This is a genomic window from Azospirillum argentinense (genome assembly GCF_000632475.1).
GTDB lineage: Bacteria > Pseudomonadota > Alphaproteobacteria > Azospirillales > Azospirillaceae > Azospirillum > Azospirillum baldaniorum.
Genome location: NZ_CP007796.1, coordinates 473,177 through 491,827, shown reverse-complemented (window position 1 = coordinate 491,827; position 18,651 = coordinate 473,177). Strand labels below are relative to the sequence as shown.

The following is an 18,651-nucleotide window of genomic DNA, read 5'->3' as shown; positions in this document are numbered from 1 at the left end:
CGGCTTATCTGCCGGCTTCGCTCAGTAGGATTTCGGCATGCCGAGATCGTGCATGGCGATGAAGTTCAACACCATCTCTTCCGACACCGGGGCGAAGCGGAACAGCCTTGCGTCGCGCCACAGCCGCTCGACATGGTATTCCTTGGCGTAGCCCATCCCGCCCATCGCCTGCATCGACCGTTCGATGGCGTGGGACGCCGCCTGCGCCGCGATCAGCTTGGCGATGTTGGCCTCGCTGCCGTAGGGCAGGCCCGTGTCGCACAGGGACGCCGCCTTCAGGTTCATCAGCCGGGCGCATTGCAGCTCGGCGTGGGCCTGGGCGAGCGGGAACTGGACGCCCTGGTAGGCGGCCACCGGCTTGTCGCCGAAGACCTTGCGGTCCTTGGCGTAATCCACCGCCAGCCGGATGGCGAGGCTGCCGGCGCCGACCAGTCCGGCGGTGGTGACGATGCGCTCGGTGTTCAGCACGTCGAGAAGCTGGTGCCAGCCGCCGTCGAGCGTGCCGATCAACTCGTCCGGCTCGATCCGCACGTCGTCGAAATAGACGGTGCTGGAGGCCAGTGTGTTGGTGCCGACCTTCTCGATCGGCTGGTGGCTGAGCCCTTCGCGGTCGACGTCGATCAGGAACAGGCTGATGCCGGCGGTGCGGCGGCCGGCCTCCTCCAGCCGGGTGGTGCGGGCGACCACCAGCATCTTCTGCGCGTCGGGCACGCCGGTGATCCAAATCTTCTGGCCCTTCAGCCGCCAGCCCTGGCCGTCGGCGTGGGCGAAGGTGCGGATCTCCAGGCTGTTGGAGCCGGCGTTCGGCTCGGTCAGCGCCATGCAGAAATTCAGCTTGCCCTGGATCAGGGCGGGCAGCATGGCGTCCTTCTGCGCCTTGGTGCCGAACTTCGCCAGCGCCACGCCGCCGAAGATCGGGTTGATCATGAAGAGCTGGGCCAGAGTCGCGCCGCCGCCGGCCGCCGACAGCGCCTCCACCACCAGCGCCATGTCGAGCATGCCGAGGCCGGAGCCGCCATACTCCTCCGGCAGGGAGACACCGCCGAGGCCGGATTCGCAGATGCCGGCCCAGGCTTCGGTCGGGAAACTCTTCTTCGCGTCCTGCTCGCGCCAATAATCGGGACCGAACTCGGCGCCGACGCGCGACGCCGTCTCGATCATCAGGCGCTGTTCTTCGGAAAGCTGAAAGTCCATGGGGAATCGTTCCTTGGGTCAGGCGGCTTTGGTTCAGGGTGCGCGAAGCAGGCGCAACGGCCGCTCCAGCCCGGCGATGATGCGGTTGAGGAAGGCCAGGGCGGTCACGCCGTCGAACAGCCGGTGGTCCGCCGACAGGACGAGGCCGAGTTCGCGCTTCAGCACCGGTGCGCCCGCCTCGTCGGGACGGAAGACGGAGCGGACGCTGCCGACGCCGAGGATGCTCGACTGGCCGGGATTGATGATCGAGGTCATGTAGGTGACGTTGTGCATGCCGGCGTTCGACACGGTGACGGCGCCGCCCTGGAAGTCCTCCTCGGTCAGGCGGCCGTCGCGGGCGCGGCGGGTCAGGGACGCGGCCTCCGCCGCCAGCCGGTCGAGCGGCAGGCCGGCCGCCCCGCGCAGCACCGGGGCGACCAGCCCGCGCGGGGTATCCACCGCCATGCCGACGTCGCCCCGGCCAAGGGCGAGGATCGCGCCGCCGGGAGGCTCGTCATCCCACACCCGGTCCATCTCCGGCATGGCGGCGAGCGCCCGCCCGACCGCGGCCAGCACCAGATGGGTCATCGAAATCCGCGGGAGCCCGGATTCGGTGTCGGCGTTCAGCCGGTCGCGCAGGGCCGCGAGCTCCGTCACCTCGGCCTCGGCGGCGAGGTAGAAGTGCGGCACGTCGCGCTTGGCGGCGGTCAGGCGGCGGGCGGCGGTCGCCTGCAGGGTGGTGGGCTTCGACCGTTCCCCGGCGGAAGCCTCGACCTTTGGCACCTGGGGTGCAGGCTGAGGCGCTGGCCGCGTTTGAGCCGCCGCCTCGACATCGGCCACCTTGATGCGGCCACGCGGGCCGCTGCCGGTCACCATCCCGAGATCGACGCCCAAACCCTCGGCGCGGCGGCGGGCAAGCGGCGTCGACAGGATGCGCTCCCCGTTGGCGCGGACCGGGGCGGGCAGGGGGCGGGTGTTGGCAGCGACGGGTGTCGGGGCGGCCTTCGCGGCGGGGGCCTCCGCCGGTTCCGGAGCGGGGGCGGCGCCCGCGCCATCGGCGGACCAGCGGGCGATCGGGGTGCCGACGGCCACCGTCTCGCCGGCCGGGATGGTCGTCTCGATCAGCACGCCGTCGCTGTCGGCCTCGACCTCCGAGGCGATCTTGTCGGTTTCGACGACGAGCAGCACGTCGCCACTGCGGAAGGGCTGGCCGGGAGACACCCGCCATTCGGCGAGCACCCCCTCGGTCATTGTCAGCCCCAGCTTGGGCATCACCAGTTCGCGGACCATGGTCATTGCCCCGTGAAGGCGGCCTTGCGCTTCTCCAGGAAGGCGCGGCAGCCCTCGTGCGCGTCCTGGCTGTCGAGCACCAGCCCGATCATCGCCTGCTCGTAGGCCAGCGAGGCGCCGAGCGGCATCTCCGCGCCATGGCGCAGCGTGCGCTTGGTCAGCTTCAGGATCAGCGGCGACTTGGCGGCGATCTTGTGGGCGGTGGCCATCGCCTCGGCCATCAGGTCGGCCTTGGGCACGGCGCGGTTGACCAGCCCCCAGGCGACGGCCTCCGCGGCGGTGAACTGGTCGCCGGTGAAGACCAGCTCGCGCGCCCGGCAGGCGGGAATCTGGCGCAGGATGCGCTGGGTGCCGCCGGCGCCGGGGAACAGGCCGAGGTTGATTTCCGGCAGGCCGAACTTCGCGCTGTCGGCGGCGATGCGGATGTCGAGCGACAGCACCAGTTCGGTCCCGCCGCCGAGCGCCCAGCCGTTGACGGCGGCGATGGTCGGCTTGTCGCAGGTTTCGAAGCGGCGGAACACCCGGTGCACGACCTCCGCGAAGTCGAGATAGTGGGCGAGGCCCTGGCGGCTGTCGAGGTCGGCGATGTCGCCGCCGGCCACGAAGGCGCGCTCGCCGGCTCCGGTGACGACGATGACGTGCACGCCGTCGTCGGTCTCCAGCTCGCCCAGTGCCCGCTCCAGCTCCAGCAGGGTCGGCACGTCGAGGGCGTTGAGAGTCGCCGGGCGGTTGATGGTGATCAGGCCCACGGCGCCGTCGCGGCTGGTGAGGATGGGGCTTTCTTCCGTCATGGTGTTTGTCCTCCCGTGGGGCGTTCAGGCGAGCGTGCTCTTGACCGCCGCGACGATCCGGTCGGCGTCGGGCAGATAGGCCGCTTCGAGGGTCTTGGCGAAGGCGATGGGCATGAAGGGCGCGCCGACCCGCAGCACCGGGGCGTCGAGGTCATCGAAGGCGTCCGCGGCGATGCGCGCGGCGATCTCCGCCCCGACGCCGAAGGCCTGCACCGCCTCGTGCGCGATCACCACCCGGTGGGTCTTGGCGACGGAGGCGAAGACGGCCTCCTCGTCCCAGGGCTGAATCCAGCGCAGATCGACGATTTCCGCTTCGATGCCCTCGGCGGCCAGCCGGTCGGCGGCGGCGCGGGCGGCGTAGAGGGTGGCGCCGTAGGTGACGATGGTGGCATCGCGGCCCGCCCGGTCGATTCGCGCCTTGCCGACCTCGCGCGGGGCGTTCACGTCGATGTCGCCCTGGAGCGCGTAGAGCGCCTTGTTCTCGACGACGACCACCGGGTCCGGCGCCTCGATGGCCGCGCGCAGCAGGCTGTAGGCGTCGGCGACGGTGGCCGGGCAGACGACGCGCAGGCCGGGGATGTGGGCGAACCACGCCTCCAGGCACTGCGAATGCTGCGGCCCGGCGTTGAGGCCGCCGCCGTGCGGCGTGCGCAGCACCATCGGCACGCTGCATTGTCCGCCGAACATGAAGCGGGCCTTGGCGGCCTGATTGACCACGGCGTCCATGGCGAGCGTCACGAAATCCATGAACATGATTTCGACCACCGGCTTCATGCCGGTCAGTGCGGCGCCGACGGCGGCGCCGACCAGGGAGGCTTCGGAGATCGGGGTGTCGCGCACCCGCTCCGGCCCGTGGGTATCGAGCAGGCCGCGGGTCGCCTTGAACGGCCCCCCGGCGGCGGCCACGTCCTCGCCCATCAGCATCACGGCGGGGTCGGCGGCCATCGCGTCGTTGAGGGCCTGGGCGACGGCGTTCACATAGCGCAAAGGCTTCGGCATCGGCGGTCAGGCCCCGGCGGTGAGGGTGGCGGTCGGCGTGTAGACGTCGCGGAAGGCGGCGTCCACGTCGGGCAGGGCGTCGGCGCGGGCAGCCTCCAGCGCCTCCCGGATCTCGGCGTCCACCGAGTCGACCAGGGCGGTGAGCGCCGATTCCTCGACCCCGGCGGCGAGCAGCGCCTCGGCGGAGCGGCGGAGTGGGTCGTTCTGCGGCAGGCTGGCGATTTCGTCGGCGTTGCGGTAGCGCTGCGGGTCGCCCTCGAAATGGCCGTGCCAGCGGGTGGTCAGGCATTCCAGGATGCGCGGGCCGCCGTTGCGGGCGGCCTCCACCACCTCCGCGGCGGCCTCGGCCACGGCGGCGACGTCGTTTCCGTCCACCCGGCGGTGCGGCACGCCGAAGGCCGCGCCCAGCTTGTCGAGAGTCGCGGCGAACTGGGTGGAGGTTGGCGAGAATTCCGACCAGCCGTTGTTCTCGCAGACGAAGACCATCGGCAGCTTCCACAGCGCCGCCATGTTCAGGCACTCGTGCAGGGCGCCCTCGGCCATGGCGCCGTCGCCGAAGAAGGCGACCGCCACCCCGCCGGTGCGCCGCGTCTGGTGGGCGAGCGCGCTTCCGGTGGCGAGCGGCAGCCCGGCCCCGACAATGCCGTTGGCCCCCAGCACGCCGAGCGACAGGTCGGCGACGTGCATCGAGCCGCCGCGCCCGCCGCAGATGCCGCCGGCCCGCCCCATGATCTCCTTGAAGAAGAGGTCGAGCCTCACGCCGCGGGCCAGCACATGGCCGTGGCCGCGGTGGGTGGTGGCGAAGCTGTCCTGCGGCCCCAGGGCGCCGACGACCCCGGCGGCGACCGCCTCCTGCCCGACGCTGAGATGGATGAAGCCGGGGATCTCGCCGTCGGCGAACAACCGGGACAGGGTGGTTTCGGTCGCCCGGATCGTCTGCATGGTGCGGTGGAGCGCCAGCCGCCGGTCGGTTGGGATTGGGTTGGCCGGAATCGGATCTGCCTGAGCGGCGGATGACGGCATGGATGCCTCCCTTCGCGTTTCTTCCGCGCCCCGCCGGTGTGTGTGGGAAAGCGCGGTGCGGAGTCGATGCTCCGTTGGTCGACCAAACAATGAATGATGATTCATGTTTCAGTCAAGCGGTCTGTTTGCCCCCACGCCGGCTCCCTCCTGCTGGGTGGAGCTATCACAAGCTCCCTCTCCCCTCTGGGGAGAGGGTTAGGGTGAGGGGGATGCGCTTTTGCCGGACATATCGCCATGCGCATGCGCTTTTGCCGGACATATCGCCATGCGCAACCCCCTCACCGGCCCTTCGGGCCACCCTCTCCCCAGAGGGGAGAGGGCTATGAGGGTCAGATGCGATTACTTGGCGGGGAGGTTTGGTGCGGGTTCTGTCTTAAGCGCATCCCACTCAAATACACCGTTGCGCTGACAGTTGGCGCGCGTTACATTCTCGATGAAAAATGACTCATGGTTCATTCAAAAAGGCTGGGTCGCAGGCCCCGCCGTATAAGGGAGGGAAAAGCGCCATGCACCGTCGTTCCGTCATTCGCTTGCTCGGGGCCGCCGTCACGCTGACCTCGGCGCTCGCCCTGTCCGCCGGGTCCGCCGTCGCGCAGGACGCCATCAAGATCGGCATGACCTCGGCCCTCACCGGCCCTTACAACGAGTATGGCGAGGGTGGGCGGCGCGGCGTCGAACTCGCCATCGAGAAGTGGAACGCCAAGGGCGGCATCAACGGGAAGAAGGTCGAGCTGGCGATGCTGCTCGACGACCAGCTCGTGCCCGACCGTGCGGTGCAGAACATGCGGCGGCTGCTCGACAACAAGGAGCTGGTCGCCATCATCGGCCCGGCGGGCAGCGGCCCGACGCTGGCGGTGATCGAGATGGCCGCCGCCGACGGGCGCCCCTACATGAACCCGGTGGCGCAGACCCCGACCGTCACCTACCCGGACGGCGGCAAGCCGCGCCCGAACGTCTTTTCCTTCGCGCTTCAGAACGACGTCGAATCGATGGTGCTCGGCCGCTACGTCGCCACCCAGTTCAAGAAGCCGGGGCTGGTGCACGAGAGCACGGCCTACGGCGTGTCCGGCGCCGACATGATCGCCAAGGAGCTGAAGGCGGCGGGCGGTGCGGCTGTGGCGACGGAGACCTACAACCAGCGCGCCCAGGACGTGACGGCGCAGATCGCCCGCCTCCAGCGGGCCGGAGCCGACGTGGTGGTCTGCGTCGGGCTGGGCGCCGATCTGGCGGTGATCCGCCGCACCATGGCGCGGCTGAACTTCAACGTGCCGCTGGTCGCTTCCAACGGCGCCCTGTCGATCCCCTACCAGGAGGCCGCCGGGGATCTGGTGACCGGCACGCGCGGCTCCATGGTCTACGTCTTCGGCGAGGAGACGCTGAACCCCGCGGCCCAAGGCTTTGCCGACGCCTACAAGGCCAAGTACGGCACCGACCGCTGGTGGGGCAACGACCCGCAGCGCCCGCAGATCTTCATGTCGCTGTCGGTCAGCAACGCCTACGACGCCGCCGACGTGCTGTTCGAGGGCATCAAGCGCGCCAACTCCACCGATCCCAAGGCCATCGCGACGGCCATCGAGGGCATCCAGGGCCTGCGCGGCGTGAACGCGACCTATTCCTTCTCCGCCACCAAGCACCACGCCATCGCGCCGGAGGATGTGGCGATCTTCGAGTACGTGAAGACCGGCGACAAGATCGGGCTGACGATCGTCAAGAACTGATTGGGTTCCCCTCTCTCCTTCTTTCGTCTCCGGAGCGATCCCCCTCTCCCCTCTGGGGAGAGGGTCGGGGTGAGGGGGATCTCTCCTTCTTTCGTCTCCGGAGCGATCCCCCTCTCCCCTCTGGGGAGAGGGTCGGGGTGAGGGGGATGTCGGGGGACGGAAAGCGCAGGCGATGCGGGACCCCCTCACCCTAACCCTCTCCCCAGAGGGGAGAGGGGACTCAAAGGCGGGTGCTGCGACGGGGGAGAGGGAAGAAAAAGGACGACGCCATGCATTTTGTCGGGGGACGGAAAGCGCAGGCGATGCGGGACCCCCTCACCCTAACCCTCTCCCCAGAGGGGAGAGGGGACTCAAAGGCGGGTGCTGCGACGGGGGAGAGGGAAGAAAAAGGACGACGCCATGCATTTCGTGTTGCAACTCGTTTTCGCCGGCGTCTGCGTCGGCGCGGTCTACGCGCTCATCGCCATGGGGCTGTCGCTGACCTTCTGGACCACGCGGACGCTGAATTTCGGCCAGGGCTCGCTGCTGATGACCGCCTCGGTCGCGACGGTGGCGATGCTGGCGGCCGGGATGCCCGCGGCCCTCGCCGTGCCGCTGGGCATCCTGCTGGCCGGCGGGCTGATGGTGGTGGCGGAGCGGATCGCCATCCGGCCGCTGCTGAAATCCGGCGACAGCATGGGCTGGGTGGTGTCCACGCTGGGGCTCGGCATCTTCCTCCAGGGCTTCGTCTCCTCCGTCTTCGGGTCGCAGGCCATCGCCTTCCCGTCGCTGGTCTTCGACAGCCTGGATTCGGTGGACGTCGCCGGGGTCCAGGTGTCGTCGCAGTATCTCGCCGTGCTCGCCCTGTCGCTCTCCCTGATGGTGGCGATGGAGCTGTTCCTGCGCCGCTCCGCCTGGGGCCGCGCGGTGCGGGCGGTGTCGCACGACGCCGACGCGGCGGCGCTGGCCGGCATCCCGGTGCGCCGGGTGATCGTGCTGTCCTTCGTCGCCAGCGGCGTGCTGGCCGGCATCGCCGGGGTGATGGTGGCGCAGATCACCGGCACCGTCGATCCCAGCTTCGGCTTCAACCTGATGGTGCTGGGCTTCGTCGCCGCGGTCTTCGGCGGCATGGGCAACACCGCCGGCGCCCTGGTCGGCGGCATCGCTCTCGGCGTCATCGAGAAGCTGGTCGGCGGCTACGTCTCCACCGCCGCCGAACACGGCATGGCTTTCGCCATTCTGATGGTGATCCTCGCCATCCGCCCGCAGGGCCTGTTCGGCCGCAAGGAATTCACGAAGGTGTAAGGGCCAGCGATGCGGAATCTCCTCTCCTTCCTCACCCGGACCCCGGTGGTCGCGGCCCTGCTGGTGGCGCTGGGCGTCGCGGCGGAGTTCGTCAGCGGCGCCACCGTGCAGATCTGGTCCTTCCTCCTCGTCAACGTCCTGCTGGCCCAGAGCATCAACCTGCTGACCGGTGTCGCCGGCCAGATCTCGCTGGGCCACGCCGGCTTTCTCGGCATCGGCGCCTACGGCTCCGCCCTGCTGATGAAGAACTTCGGCCTTCCGCTGCCGCTGACCCTGCTGGCCGGGGCGGCGATGGGAGCGGTGAGCGGCTGGCTGCTGTCCTTCGCCGCCGGGCGGGTGCGCGAGTTCTACCTCGCCATGATGACGCTCGGCTTCGGCATGATCTTCTACGAGGTGGTGCGCGAGTGGACCTCGGTCACCGGCGGCATGATGGGGCTGAGCGGCGTGCCGTCGCCCGGCCTGCGCACCCTGACCCTGTTCGGCTGGTCCGTCGGCCCGACCGCCTACTTCCAGATCATGCTGGCGGTGGTCGCGGGCGTGGTGTGGCTGCTGCGGAACTTCGTCACCAGCCCCTTCGGCCGCGCCTTCTTCGCCATCCATGTCAGCGAGGTCGCTGCCGGCAGCATCGGGGTGCCGCGCGCCCGTACCAAGCGCAACGCCTACATGCTCAGCGCCGCGCTGGCCGGGCTGGCAGGGGGCTTCTACGCCCATCTCGTCGGCTATCTCGGGCCGGAGACCTTCGGGCTGCACCGCTCGGTGGAGGTGCTGGTGATGGCGGTGGTCGGCGGGCTGGGCACGCTGGCCGGGCCGGTGCTGGGCGCCGTCGTTTTCACCTACCTGCCGGAGAAGCTCCAGATCTTCGCCGAGTACCAGTTCATGGTCTACGGCCTGATCCTGCTGCTGTCCTTCGTCCTGCTGCCGCGCGGGCTGGCTGGGCTGCTGCTGCCGCGCCCGCGCTTCGCCAAGGACGTGGCGCCGCTGCCGGCCGCGCCGCCGGCCGCGCCGAAAACATCGGGAAGCGGGCCGTTGCTGAGCGCGGAGGGGGTGTCCATCAGCTTCCTCGGGCTGCGGGCGCTCGACAACGCGTCGGTCACCGTGGGGACGGGGGAAATCCTCGGCCTCGTCGGGCCGAACGGCTCGGGCAAGAGCACGCTGGTCAACATCATCAGCGGCATCTACCGGCCGGGCGACGGGCGCGTGACCTTCGACGGCGCCGCCATCACCGGCCTGCCCGACCACGCGGTGGCCCGGCGGGGCGCGCTGCGCACCTTCCAGGACCCGCGGCTCGTCCCCGCCTTCACGGTGCGCGAGAACGTGCTGCTCGGCGGGCACCGGCTCTACCGGCAGAACCCGCTGGCGGCGGCGCTGAACCTGCCGGGCGCCCTGCGCGAGGATGCAACGATGCTCGGCCGCGCCGACGCCATCATCGCCATGGCCGGCCTGTCGCATCTGGCCGACACGCCGGTGCGCGACCTGCCCTACGGCGACCAGCGGATGACCGAGCTGTCGCGCGTCATCCTCGCCGACCCGCGCCTCGTCATGCTCGACGAGCCGGCGGCGGGCCTGTCGGAGGTCGAACTGCAACGGCTGGGCGGGCTGGTCCGCCATCTGAAGGAACGGGGTGTCGGCGTGATCCTGATCGAGCACCACATGGATTTCCTCAACGAGCTGGTCGACCGCGTGGTCGTGCTGGACAGCGGTCGGGTCATCTACCAGGGCGGCATGGCCGGCATGTACCGCGACCCGGCGGTGGTCGCCGCTTATCTCGGCACCGAAACCCACCCAGGGGAGGCCGTCCATGCCTGACATCACGGGACTTGAGATCCACGGGCTGGAGGTCCGCTACGGACCGGTGGAGGCGGTGCGCGGCGTCACGCTGCGGGCCGAGCCGGGAACCATCACCGCCATCCTGGGCGCCAACGGGGCCGGCAAATCCTCGCTGATGAAGGCGATCTCCGGCTTGGTCCCGGCGACGGCGGGGCGCATCACGCTGGACGGCGACGACATCACGCGGCTTCCTCCGCACGAGCGGGCGCGCCGCGGCCTGTCGCACGCGCTGGAGGGGCGCCGGCTGTTCCACCGCATGACGGTCGAGGAAAACCTGAAGGTCGCCTGGGATTTCCGCAACCGCGGCGGCAACTTCCGCGCGGTGGCCGACCGCGTCTACGAGCAGTTCCCCATGCTGGCGCCGCGGCGGCAGACCCCGGCGGGCATGCTGTCGGGCGGCCAGCAGCAGATGGTCATCCTGTCGGCGGCGCTGATCCACGAGCCGCGCTACCTGCTGCTCGACGAGCCGTCGCTGGGGTTGGCCCCGGTGATCGTGCAGCAGATCTTCGGCTTCATCGAGTCCGTCTGCCGCGAGCGCGGCACCACCATCCTGCTGTGCGAGCAGGTGGCGGCCATCGCCCTGCGCGTCGCCCATTCCGGCTGCGTGCTGCGGCGCGGGCAGGTGGTGCGCGGCGGTCCGGCGGCGGAGCTGGCCGCCGACCCGGCGCTGTCGGCGGCGTATCTGGGCGGGTGAGGGTGCGGCAGCCGCGTGCCCCCACCCCGACCCTCCCCCGCTGACGCAGGGGAGGGTGCCTTCTGCGAAGCGGCGGCAGTCCCCTGCCCTGCGCAGCGGGGGAGGGTTAGGGTGGGGGCAAGTGTGCCCATGCCGGACCAATCAACGACGGGAGGAAACCACCATGCAATCGGGTGTCTACGAGTTCCTGGCGCAGGACCGCGTCATCTACGGCCGCCCGGCGGCGGAGGCGGTGGCGGAAACCGTCGCCAAGCTGGGAAAACAGCGCGCGCTGATCGTGGCGAGCCGGACGCTGAGCCGAGCCACGGGCGTCGTCGCCGCCATCCGCGACGCGCTGGGTGCGCGTTGCGCCGGGGTCTTCGATTCCTGCGTCGAGCATGTGCCGCGCGCCTCCGTCCTGGCGCTGGCCGAGGAGGTGCGGCGGCTGGAGCCGGACCTGATCGTCACGGTCGGCGGCGGCACGCCCATGGACACGGTGAAGGTCGCCCTGGTCGCCTTGGCCGAGGGCATCACCGACACCGCCGGATTCGACGCCGTGCGCATCCGCGTCGCCGAGGACGGGACCCGCATCGTCCCGGCGGTGAAGGACCCGCCGCTGCGCCAGATCATCGTGCCGACCACTCTGTCGGGCGCCGAATTCTCCAACCTCGGCGGGGCGACCGATCCGGACCGCCAGGTCAAGGACCTCTACACCGGACGGTACATTGGCGGGCAGGTGGTCATTCTCGACCCCGCCGTGACCGTCCACACGCCGGAGCGGCTGTGGCTGTCCACCGGCATCCGCGCCGTCGACCACGCGGTGGAGACGGTCTGTTCCCGCAAGCCCCAGCCCTTCACCGACGCGACCTGCCTGCACGGGCTGGCGATGCTGGCGCGCTCCCTCCCCGCCAACCGGGAGAGGCCGGACGATCTCGACGCGCGGCTGGACAGCCAGCTCGGCGTCTGGCTGGCCTCGACCGGGCTGGGCCGGGTGGAGTGGGGGGCCAGCCATGGCATCGGCCACCAGCTCGGCGCCGTCGCCAACGTGCCGCACGGCCATTGCTCCTGCGTCATGCTGCCCAGCGTGCTGCGCTGGAACCACCCGGTGAACGCCGACCGCCAACGGCTGGTGGCGCAGGCGCTGGGGCGGGAGGACGGCGACGCGGCGGCGGCGGTCGCCGATCTGGTGCGCGCCCTGGGGCAGCCCGACAGTCTGCGGGCGGTCGGCGTGACGCGCGACCACTTCGCCGCCATCGCCGCCGGGGCCATGCAGAACATGATGGTCCGCAGCAACCCGCGCCCGGTCACCAAGGAGGACGACGTCCGGGAGATCCTCGAACTGGCTTGGTGATCCGCAGGCGCTACCACTCTCTGCGCCGCCACTCTGCGCCGCCACTTTGCGGCCCGAACGGCCCCGCCCCTCCCGGCGGGGCCGTTTTGCGTTCGGGATGCGGAGGGGAGCAGCCGTGCAAAATGACTATGGGGGTATGCATTTCAAACAATGCCAAGGACCGACAATTCGTTTGACCAACAATATTTGCGTCCTCATAATCTTTATAGAAAATAAAATTCTCAATAGAGAACGGAGAGCGCGCCATGCTCACCGACGACCAGGACCGGGAGTCCTTCACCCTTTCGACGACCTTCAACGCCGGCAAGCCGGTCGGCGCGGTGGTCAGCGCCTTCGCGATCCTGCGCCATCTGGCGGCGCAGGACGGGGCGGTGTCGAGCGCGCAGGTCGCCCGCGCGCTCGGCCTCAACCCGAGCACCTGCTTCAACATCCTGAAGACCCTGGCCGCGGAGCGGGTGGTCCAGTTCGAGGAGGTCGGCAAGGCCTACCGGCTGGGCGCCGGACTGCTGGAGCTGGCGGGCAGCGCGCTCGATCAGGTCGGCTACACCCGGCTGCTCCATCCGGAGCTGGAGCGGCTGGCCGCCGTGTGGCAGACGCCGATGACGGCGTGGCTGCGGGTCAGCGACCACCGCGTCATGCTGGTGGATCAGGCGGTGTCCAGCTCGGCCATCCAGATCCACATGCGGATCGGCCACCGGCTGCCGCTGCTGGTCGGCGCGCTCGGCCGCTGCATGGCGGCGCACGCTGGCCTGCCGGTGGAGGAGATGCGCCGCCAGTACGCCGCCGTCCGCCAGGACAACCCGCCGCCCTTCGAGCAATTCCTGGCCGAGGTGGAGGAGGCGCGGACTGCCGGCTACGCGGTGGACCGCGATGGCTTCACGCGCGGCGTGACGACGGTGTCCAGCCCGATCCTCGACGACGAGGGCCGGCCCTTTCTGGCCCTGTCCGCGGTCGGGCTGACCGCGCAGTTCTCCGACGAGCGGACCGCGGCGATGGCCGCCGACCTGCGCGACACCACGCGGCGCATCGGGCGGCTGCTCGCCGGGCCGGGCCGGGCGGCCGCCCCACTTTCCCCACGGGAGACCACGCGATGACCCCGGTGATCTCCGGAGCCGCCGACACCGCCATCGGACGGCTGGACGGCAGCGGCTGCATGGCGCTTCACGCCGAAGCGGCGTCCGCGGCGCTGGCCGACGCCGGCCTGCGGGCGGACGAGGTGGACGGCGTGCTCTGCGCCTATTCGCTGGCCGAGCCGCATCTGATGCTGTCGTCGGTCTTCAACGAGTATTTCGGCATCGCGCCGTCCTACAGCGCCGCCGTCCAAGCCGGCGGGGCGACCGCCTGCGCGCTGGTGATGCAGGCGGCGGCGCTGGTGCGGGCGGGCATCTGCCGCAACGTCCTGGCCGTCTGCGCCGACAACCGGCTGACCGGGCTGGGGCGCAGCGGCGCCGTCGCTGCATTGGCCGAGGTCGGGCATCCGCAGTTCGAACGCCCCTACGGCATGTCGATCCCCGCAGCCTACGCGCTGGTCGCCCGGCGCTGCATGTATGAACGCGGCGTCACGGCGGAGCATCTCGCCGCCATCTCCGTCACCCAGCGCGGCCACGCCCGCCGCCACCCCAAGGCCCAGGCGCGCGACCCGCTGACCATGGAGCAGGCGCTGTCCGCCCGCATGATCGCCGATCCGCTGCGGCTGTTCGATTGCTGCCTCGTCTCGGATGGTGGCGCCGCCCTGGTGATCAGCGCCGCCGACGCGGCGGCCGATCATACGGACCGCGCGGTGTCGATCCTCGGCTACGGCCAGATGAACACGCACGAACACGCCTTCGCCATGCCGTCGCTGACCGATTTCGGCTGCCGGCAATCGGCGGCGCAGGCCTTCGCCATGGCCGGGCTGACCCCGGCGGACATCGACGTGGCCGAGATCTACGACAGCTTCACCATCACCCTGCTGGCCGAGCTGGAATCCATCGGCTTCTTCGCGAAGGGGGAGGCCGGTCCGGCGATCCTCGACGGCGCGCTGGAGCTGGACGGGGTCCTGCCCTGCAACACCCACGGCGGGCTGCTGTCCTACGGCCATTCGGGGGCGGCGGGCGGCATGTTCCACATCGTCGAGGCGGTGCGGCAACTGCGCGGCGAGGCCGAGGCCCGGCAGGTGGCGGGGGCGGAAACCGCCTTCGTTCACGGCGACGGCGGCATCCTGTCGGCTCATTGCTCGCTGATCCTGGGGAGGGCCTGACGATGACTGCGACCGATCCATCCCCCATGAAGCCCGTTCCGCTGGTCACCGCCGACACCCGCGCCTTCTGGAACGCCTGCGCGGAGGGGGCGCTGACCTTTCAGCGCTGCGCCGCCTGCGGCCACGTCCAGTTTCCGCCGCGGCCCTTCTGCACCGAATGCCGGGCCGCAGGGCCGGGGACGGAGCGGTCCGCCGGGCTCGGCACCATCCACAGCTACACCATCGTCCACCGGGCGCCGACCGCGGCCTTCAAGGCGGACACGCCCTACGTCCTGGCGCTGGTCGATTTCGACGAGGGCTTCCGCCTGATGGTCAATCTGCGCGGTTGCCCACCCTCGGACGCCCGCATCGGCCTGCGCGTCTGCGTCCTGTTCGAGCCGCTGGCCGGCGGCGGCGCGCTGCCGCAGGTCCGGCTTCTGGTGGAATGAACCCAACCCTTCGGGAGGGACCATCCATGCATCTGTTCGACACGCTCCGGGAGGGCGCCGCCTTCGGCGCCGAGGAGCTTCACCTGTCCGACGCGCTGATGGAGCGCTGGACCAGCCTCTACCCCGACGACCCGCCGGACGGGCGGATGCCCGCCGGGATGATCGCGGTGGCCACCATGCGGGCCTATTCCAGCCTCGTCGTGCCGCGCCCGCCAGGGAACATCCACGGCTCCCAGCGGTACGAGATGCTGCGCCGCCCGGCGGTCGGGGAGCGCTTGACCACCCGCATCGCCTGCGCCGGAAAGGAGCTGAAGCGCGACCGTCGCTGGGTCCATTTCGACACCGAGACGGTGGGGGAGGACGGCACCCCCTGCTTCCGCGGCCGCATGACCATCCTGTGGGCGGCCTGACCATGGCGGACGGGACGACCACCATCGACCGCCTGACCCCGGTCACCAAGCGGATCGACCGCGCGGCGATCCGGCTCTACGCCGAGCTGACCGACGATTTCAACCCGATTCACGTCGATCCCGACTTCGCGGCGACGACGCCGATGAAGGGCATCATCGCCCACGGCCTGCTGTCGGTGAACCTGCTCTGGCAGTCGGTCCGCCGCAGCCTGGGCGAAGCGGCGGTGTCCGGCGCGACGCTGGACATCCGCTTCCTGCGCCCGGTGCGCGAGGACGACGTGGTGACCGCGGGCGGCCAGCGCCGCGCCGACGGTGACGGCTACGACGTCTGGATCGACAACCAGCATGGGGAAACGGTGATCGCCGGACGCATCCTGCACGGGGCGGGGAGGGTGGCGTCATGACCGGTACGCTTCTCGTCCGCGACGACGGCGACCTGCGACGCATCACCCTGAACCGCCCCGCGAAGATCAACGCGCTCGACACCGCGACCCTGCGGGCGTTGGCCGAGGCCGTGGAAAGTGCGCCCGCCGCCGGGGCGGCTTTGGTGGCGATCGACGGGGCCGGGCCGCGCGGTTTCTGCGCCGGCGGCGACGTCGCCGAGATGAGCCGCGGCGCCGAGGCCTTCGCCGCCCAGGAGGAGGCGTTGCGGGCGGCGATGCAGGCGCTGCATGGATCGGCGGTGCCGGTGATCAGCGTGGTCCACGGCCGGACGCTGGGCGCCGGCTGCATCGTGGCGTGCCTCAGCGACCTCGTGCTGGGCGCCGACGATGTGCAGTTCGGCTTTCCGGAGATGCGCTTCGGCCTCTACCCGGCCTTCGTCCACGCTGCCCTGACGGAACGGCTGCCGGCGGCGCTGGCCTTCCAGATCCTGGCGGGGGGTCGGATGATGGACGCGGCGCAGGCCTACGGCTTCGGCTTCCTGACGGAGATCCTGCCCGCAGACGGCTTCACCGAGACGGCGGAGGCGCGCATCGCCTACTACCGCGACCGACTGGACGCCCTGGCTGCGGGCCGGCGCATCCTGCGGATGGAGGACCGCCCATCGATGGCGGAAAAGACCGCGCGGCTGGCCCCGCTGCTGGCCGAGAACCACGCGGCGCCGTCCGTCCGGCGGCTGCTGTCCGGGCTGTCTTTTGCCCGCTGATTTCTTTCGAAACGGCAACGAGTCCCGCCAACGGGACCGCGTCACCCCCGAACAACGGATTCCTGGGAGGGAACGATGTCGAAACGCACCCTGTTCGCCGCGCTCGTGCTGAGCAGCGCGCTCACCAGCGGCGCCGCGCTGGCCGCCGACCCGGCGGTCTACAAGATCGGCGGCATCTTCGCGATGACCGGCGCCTCGCCCCATTACGGCAAGGTGATGAGCGCCGGGGCGCAGCTTGCGGTGGACGAGATCAACGCCCAGGGGGGCATCGACGGCATCAAGCTGCAGCTGGTCATCGAGGACCACAAGAGCGGCAGCGCCCAGGCGGCGGTCGCCGGCATGAACCGGCTGATCGACGTCGAGGGGGTGAAGGCGGTGCTGCCCTCCTTCTCCACGGTGACGCTGGCCACCATGCCCATCGGCGACCAGAAGAAGGTGATGATGATCAACGGCGGCGGGGTCAGCGCCCAGACGGTCGGCACCTCCCCCTACATGTTCAACATCCGCTCCATGGCGTCGGACCTCGCCGCCGGCATCGCCCACCGCGCGGCCGAGCAGGGGGCCAGGAAGCTCGCCCAGATCGCCATCAAGTCGGAGTTCGGCGACGCCACCATCGCCGCCACCACCAAGGCGTGGGAGGGCATGGGGCTGAAGATGGTCGCCGCCGAGCAGTTCCAGGCCGACGCCGCCAACATCGACACCCAGGTCGCCAAGCTGCGCGCCTCCCAGCCCGACGCCATCGCCAACTGGCCGACCACGCCGCAGGCCGGTTTGGCGGTGAAGCGCATGCGCGAGTTGGGCATGAAGCAGCCGGTCTACTGCATGGAATGGACCGCCGAGGACACCAAGGTCGCCGGCAAGCACGCCGAGGGGGTTGAGGTCGTCACCGACTATTTCGCCGCCACCGACGAGAATCCCTGGTCCAAGCGCTTCGCCGACGCCTACAAGGCGAAGTTCGGCGAGATGCCCGACTTCTACGCCGCCAACTACTACGAGGGCGTCTACGTCATCGCCGAGCTGATCCGGCGGGCGAAGGCCAAGGGCGGCGATTACTACAGCGGGGAGCGTCTGGTGCAGGCGCTGTGGGAGAATCCGACCTTCGACAGCGTCTACGGCAAGACTCTGACCTTCCGCAAGAACGGTGTGGCGCAGAAACCGGTCGCGGTGTTCCGCCTGGAGAACGGCGAACAGAAATTCGTGAAGTTCACCACGGGCGAATGAACGCCGGTTCGAAGCATCCTCATTTTCAACCCTCTCCCCTCTGGGGAGAGGGTGGCCCGGAGGGCCGGTGAGGGGGTTGCGCTTTTGCCGGACGCTCCGACACGCGCGCGCTTTTGCCGGACGCTCCGACACGCGCAACCCCCTCACCCCAACCCTCTCCCCAGGGGGGAGAGGGAAAGAGACAGGAGCGCCATTCCATGGACTTGCTCATCCAACTGACCCTGAACGGTCTGTTCAACGGCGCGCATTTCGCCCTGCTGGCGATGGGCTTCGCGTTGATCTTCGGGACGACCGGCGTCGTGCATTTCGCATACGGGCCGGTCTATGCGGTCGGCGCCTACGCCATCTGGGCGCTGGCGGTGCTGGTCGGGCTGCCCTTCTGGGCGGCGGTGCTGCTGGGGATCGCCTTCACCGCGGCGCTCGGCGTCGGCTGCTACCTGTTCATCTACCGCCCGTTCGAGATCAGCGGCAGCCCGCCCTTCGTCGTTCTGGTCGCCTCGCTCGGCCTGTTCATCGTCATAAAGAACCTGATCGGCATCGTCTTCGGCACCGGGGTCAAGACGGTCGACAGCGTCGCCTACGACGTGCATTTCGTCGGCGACGCCTTCTTCACCACCGTGCAGGTGGGGCAGGTGGCGGCGGCGCTGCTGGTCGGCTGCGGCATCGCGCTGTTCCTGCGGGCCAGCCGTTACGGCAAGGCCATCCGCGCTATGGCCGACAACCGCGAGATGGCCACCGTCATCGGCATCGACACCACGCGGCTGTCCATCCTGGTCTTCGCGCTGGGCTCGGCGGTGTCGGCGGTGGCCGGGGCGCTGGTCCTGCTGCGCGACGGGCTGAACCCCAACATGGGCTTCGGCGCGGTGTTCGTCGCCTTCGTCGCGGTGATCGTCGGCGGGGTGGGATCGCTGCGCGGGGCGGTCATCGCGGCCTTCCTGCTGGCCTTCGTGCAGAGCCTGGGCATGTGGCAGATCCCCACCGAGTGGCAGAACACCATCGTCTTCGTGGTGCTGTTCGGGTTCCTGCTCGCCCGCCCCTCCGGCATCGTCCGCCGAGCGTGAGGGGGGGAGCACGGCC

General features: G+C 70.2%; 18 protein-coding genes. 13 read left to right on the top strand and 5 right to left on the bottom strand.

Features of this window, described 5'->3' with window-relative positions; genetic code table 11:
* Positions 1-21: 21 nt before the first annotated feature.
* From ABAZ39_RS28425 to ABAZ39_RS28405, 5 genes are read right to left on the bottom strand one after another with little or no spacing between them, the layout of a single operon-like run.
* The gene (locus ABAZ39_RS28425; protein WP_040137608.1) at positions 22-1,194 is read right to left on the bottom strand and encodes an acyl-CoA dehydrogenase family protein; all 1,173 of its coding nucleotides are present in this window, start codon (positions 1,192-1,194) and stop codon (positions 22-24) included.
* 33 nt (positions 1,195-1,227) lie between these two features.
* Positions 1,228-2,463: a dihydrolipoamide acetyltransferase family protein gene (locus ABAZ39_RS28420; protein WP_308217023.1), complete on the bottom strand. Its 1,236-nt coding sequence runs from the start codon at positions 2,461-2,463 to the stop codon at positions 1,228-1,230.
* A gap of 2 nt (positions 2,464-2,465) precedes the next feature.
* Positions 2,466-3,254, bottom strand: a complete 789-nt coding sequence (locus ABAZ39_RS28415) for an enoyl-CoA hydratase/isomerase family protein (protein WP_040137606.1) — start codon at positions 3,252-3,254, stop codon at positions 2,466-2,468.
* Positions 3,255-3,278: 24 nt separating this feature from the next.
* Entirely contained in the window at positions 3,279-4,253 is a 975-nt protein-coding gene (locus ABAZ39_RS28410) for an alpha-ketoacid dehydrogenase subunit beta (protein ID WP_040137605.1), read from the bottom strand.
* Between the two features lie 6 nt (positions 4,254-4,259).
* Complete coding sequence (locus ABAZ39_RS28405) at positions 4,260-5,276, bottom strand: thiamine pyrophosphate-dependent dehydrogenase E1 component subunit alpha (RefSeq protein ID WP_081863397.1); 1,017 nt, start codon at positions 5,274-5,276, stop codon at positions 4,260-4,262.
* A gap of 506 nt (positions 5,277-5,782) precedes the next feature.
* Here ABAZ39_RS28405 and ABAZ39_RS28400 point away from each other — a divergent pair.
* The 13 genes from ABAZ39_RS28400 (at position 5,783) to ABAZ39_RS28340 (ending at position 18,635) form a co-directional block, all read left to right on the top strand.
* Positions 5,783-6,994 carry an ABC transporter substrate-binding protein gene (locus ABAZ39_RS28400; RefSeq protein ID WP_040137604.1) on the top strand — a complete coding sequence of 404 codons (1,212 nt, stop codon included), beginning with the start codon at positions 5,783-5,785 and terminating at the stop codon, positions 6,992-6,994.
* Between the two features lie 399 nt (positions 6,995-7,393).
* Entirely contained in the window at positions 7,394-8,278 is an 885-nt protein-coding gene (locus ABAZ39_RS28395) for a branched-chain amino acid ABC transporter permease (RefSeq protein ID WP_040137603.1), read from the top strand.
* A 9-nt stretch (positions 8,279-8,287) separates the two neighbouring features.
* The gene (locus ABAZ39_RS28390; protein ID WP_040137602.1) at positions 8,288-10,084 is read left to right on the top strand and encodes a branched-chain amino acid ABC transporter ATP-binding protein/permease; all 1,797 of its coding nucleotides are present in this window, start codon (positions 8,288-8,290) and stop codon (positions 10,082-10,084) included.
* Positions 10,077-10,799, top strand: coding sequence for an ABC transporter ATP-binding protein (locus ABAZ39_RS28385; protein WP_040137601.1), 723 nt, complete (start codon positions 10,077-10,079; stop codon positions 10,797-10,799). The genes ABAZ39_RS28390 and ABAZ39_RS28385 overlap by 8 nt, the downstream gene beginning before the upstream one ends.
* A 163-nt stretch (positions 10,800-10,962) precedes the next feature.
* On the top strand, positions 10,963-12,129 hold the full coding sequence (locus ABAZ39_RS28380) for an iron-containing alcohol dehydrogenase (protein ID WP_040137600.1): 1,167 nt from the start codon (positions 10,963-10,965) through the stop codon (positions 12,127-12,129).
* Positions 12,130-12,374: 245 nt separating this feature from the next.
* Complete coding sequence (locus ABAZ39_RS28375) at positions 12,375-13,223, top strand: IclR family transcriptional regulator (RefSeq protein WP_040137599.1); 849 nt, start codon at positions 12,375-12,377, stop codon at positions 13,221-13,223.
* Entirely contained in the window at positions 13,220-14,368 is a 1,149-nt protein-coding gene (locus tag ABAZ39_RS28370) for a thiolase family protein (protein ID WP_040137598.1), read from the top strand. Before ABAZ39_RS28375 ends, ABAZ39_RS28370 begins: the two co-directional genes overlap by 4 nt.
* A gap of 2 nt (positions 14,369-14,370) precedes the next feature.
* Positions 14,371-14,796: a Zn-ribbon domain-containing OB-fold protein gene (locus tag ABAZ39_RS28365; RefSeq protein ID WP_063922745.1), complete on the top strand. Its 426-nt coding sequence runs from the start codon at positions 14,371-14,373 to the stop codon at positions 14,794-14,796.
* 26 nt (positions 14,797-14,822) lie between these two features.
* Positions 14,823-15,206 carry a MaoC family dehydratase gene (locus ABAZ39_RS28360; RefSeq protein WP_014198889.1) on the top strand — a complete coding sequence of 128 codons (384 nt, stop codon included), beginning with the start codon at positions 14,823-14,825 and terminating at the stop codon, positions 15,204-15,206.
* A 2-nt stretch (positions 15,207-15,208) separates the two neighbouring features.
* Positions 15,209-15,610 carry a MaoC family dehydratase gene (locus ABAZ39_RS28355; protein ID WP_040137810.1) on the top strand — a complete coding sequence of 134 codons (402 nt, stop codon included), beginning with the start codon at positions 15,209-15,211 and terminating at the stop codon, positions 15,608-15,610.
* On the top strand, positions 15,607-16,353 hold the full coding sequence (locus tag ABAZ39_RS28350) for an enoyl-CoA hydratase/isomerase family protein (RefSeq protein ID WP_040137596.1): 747 nt from the start codon (positions 15,607-15,609) through the stop codon (positions 16,351-16,353). The genes ABAZ39_RS28355 and ABAZ39_RS28350 overlap by 4 nt, the downstream gene beginning before the upstream one ends.
* 75 nt (positions 16,354-16,428) lie before the next feature.
* Positions 16,429-17,574 (top strand): ABC transporter substrate-binding protein, encoded by a 1,146-nt coding sequence (locus ABAZ39_RS28345; protein ID WP_040137595.1) that lies wholly within the window; start codon positions 16,429-16,431, stop codon positions 17,572-17,574.
* Positions 17,575-17,771: 197 nt separating this feature from the next.
* Positions 17,772-18,635: a branched-chain amino acid ABC transporter permease gene (locus ABAZ39_RS28340; protein WP_040137594.1), complete on the top strand. Its 864-nt coding sequence runs from the start codon at positions 17,772-17,774 to the stop codon at positions 18,633-18,635.
* Positions 18,636-18,651: the final 16 nt, after the last annotated feature.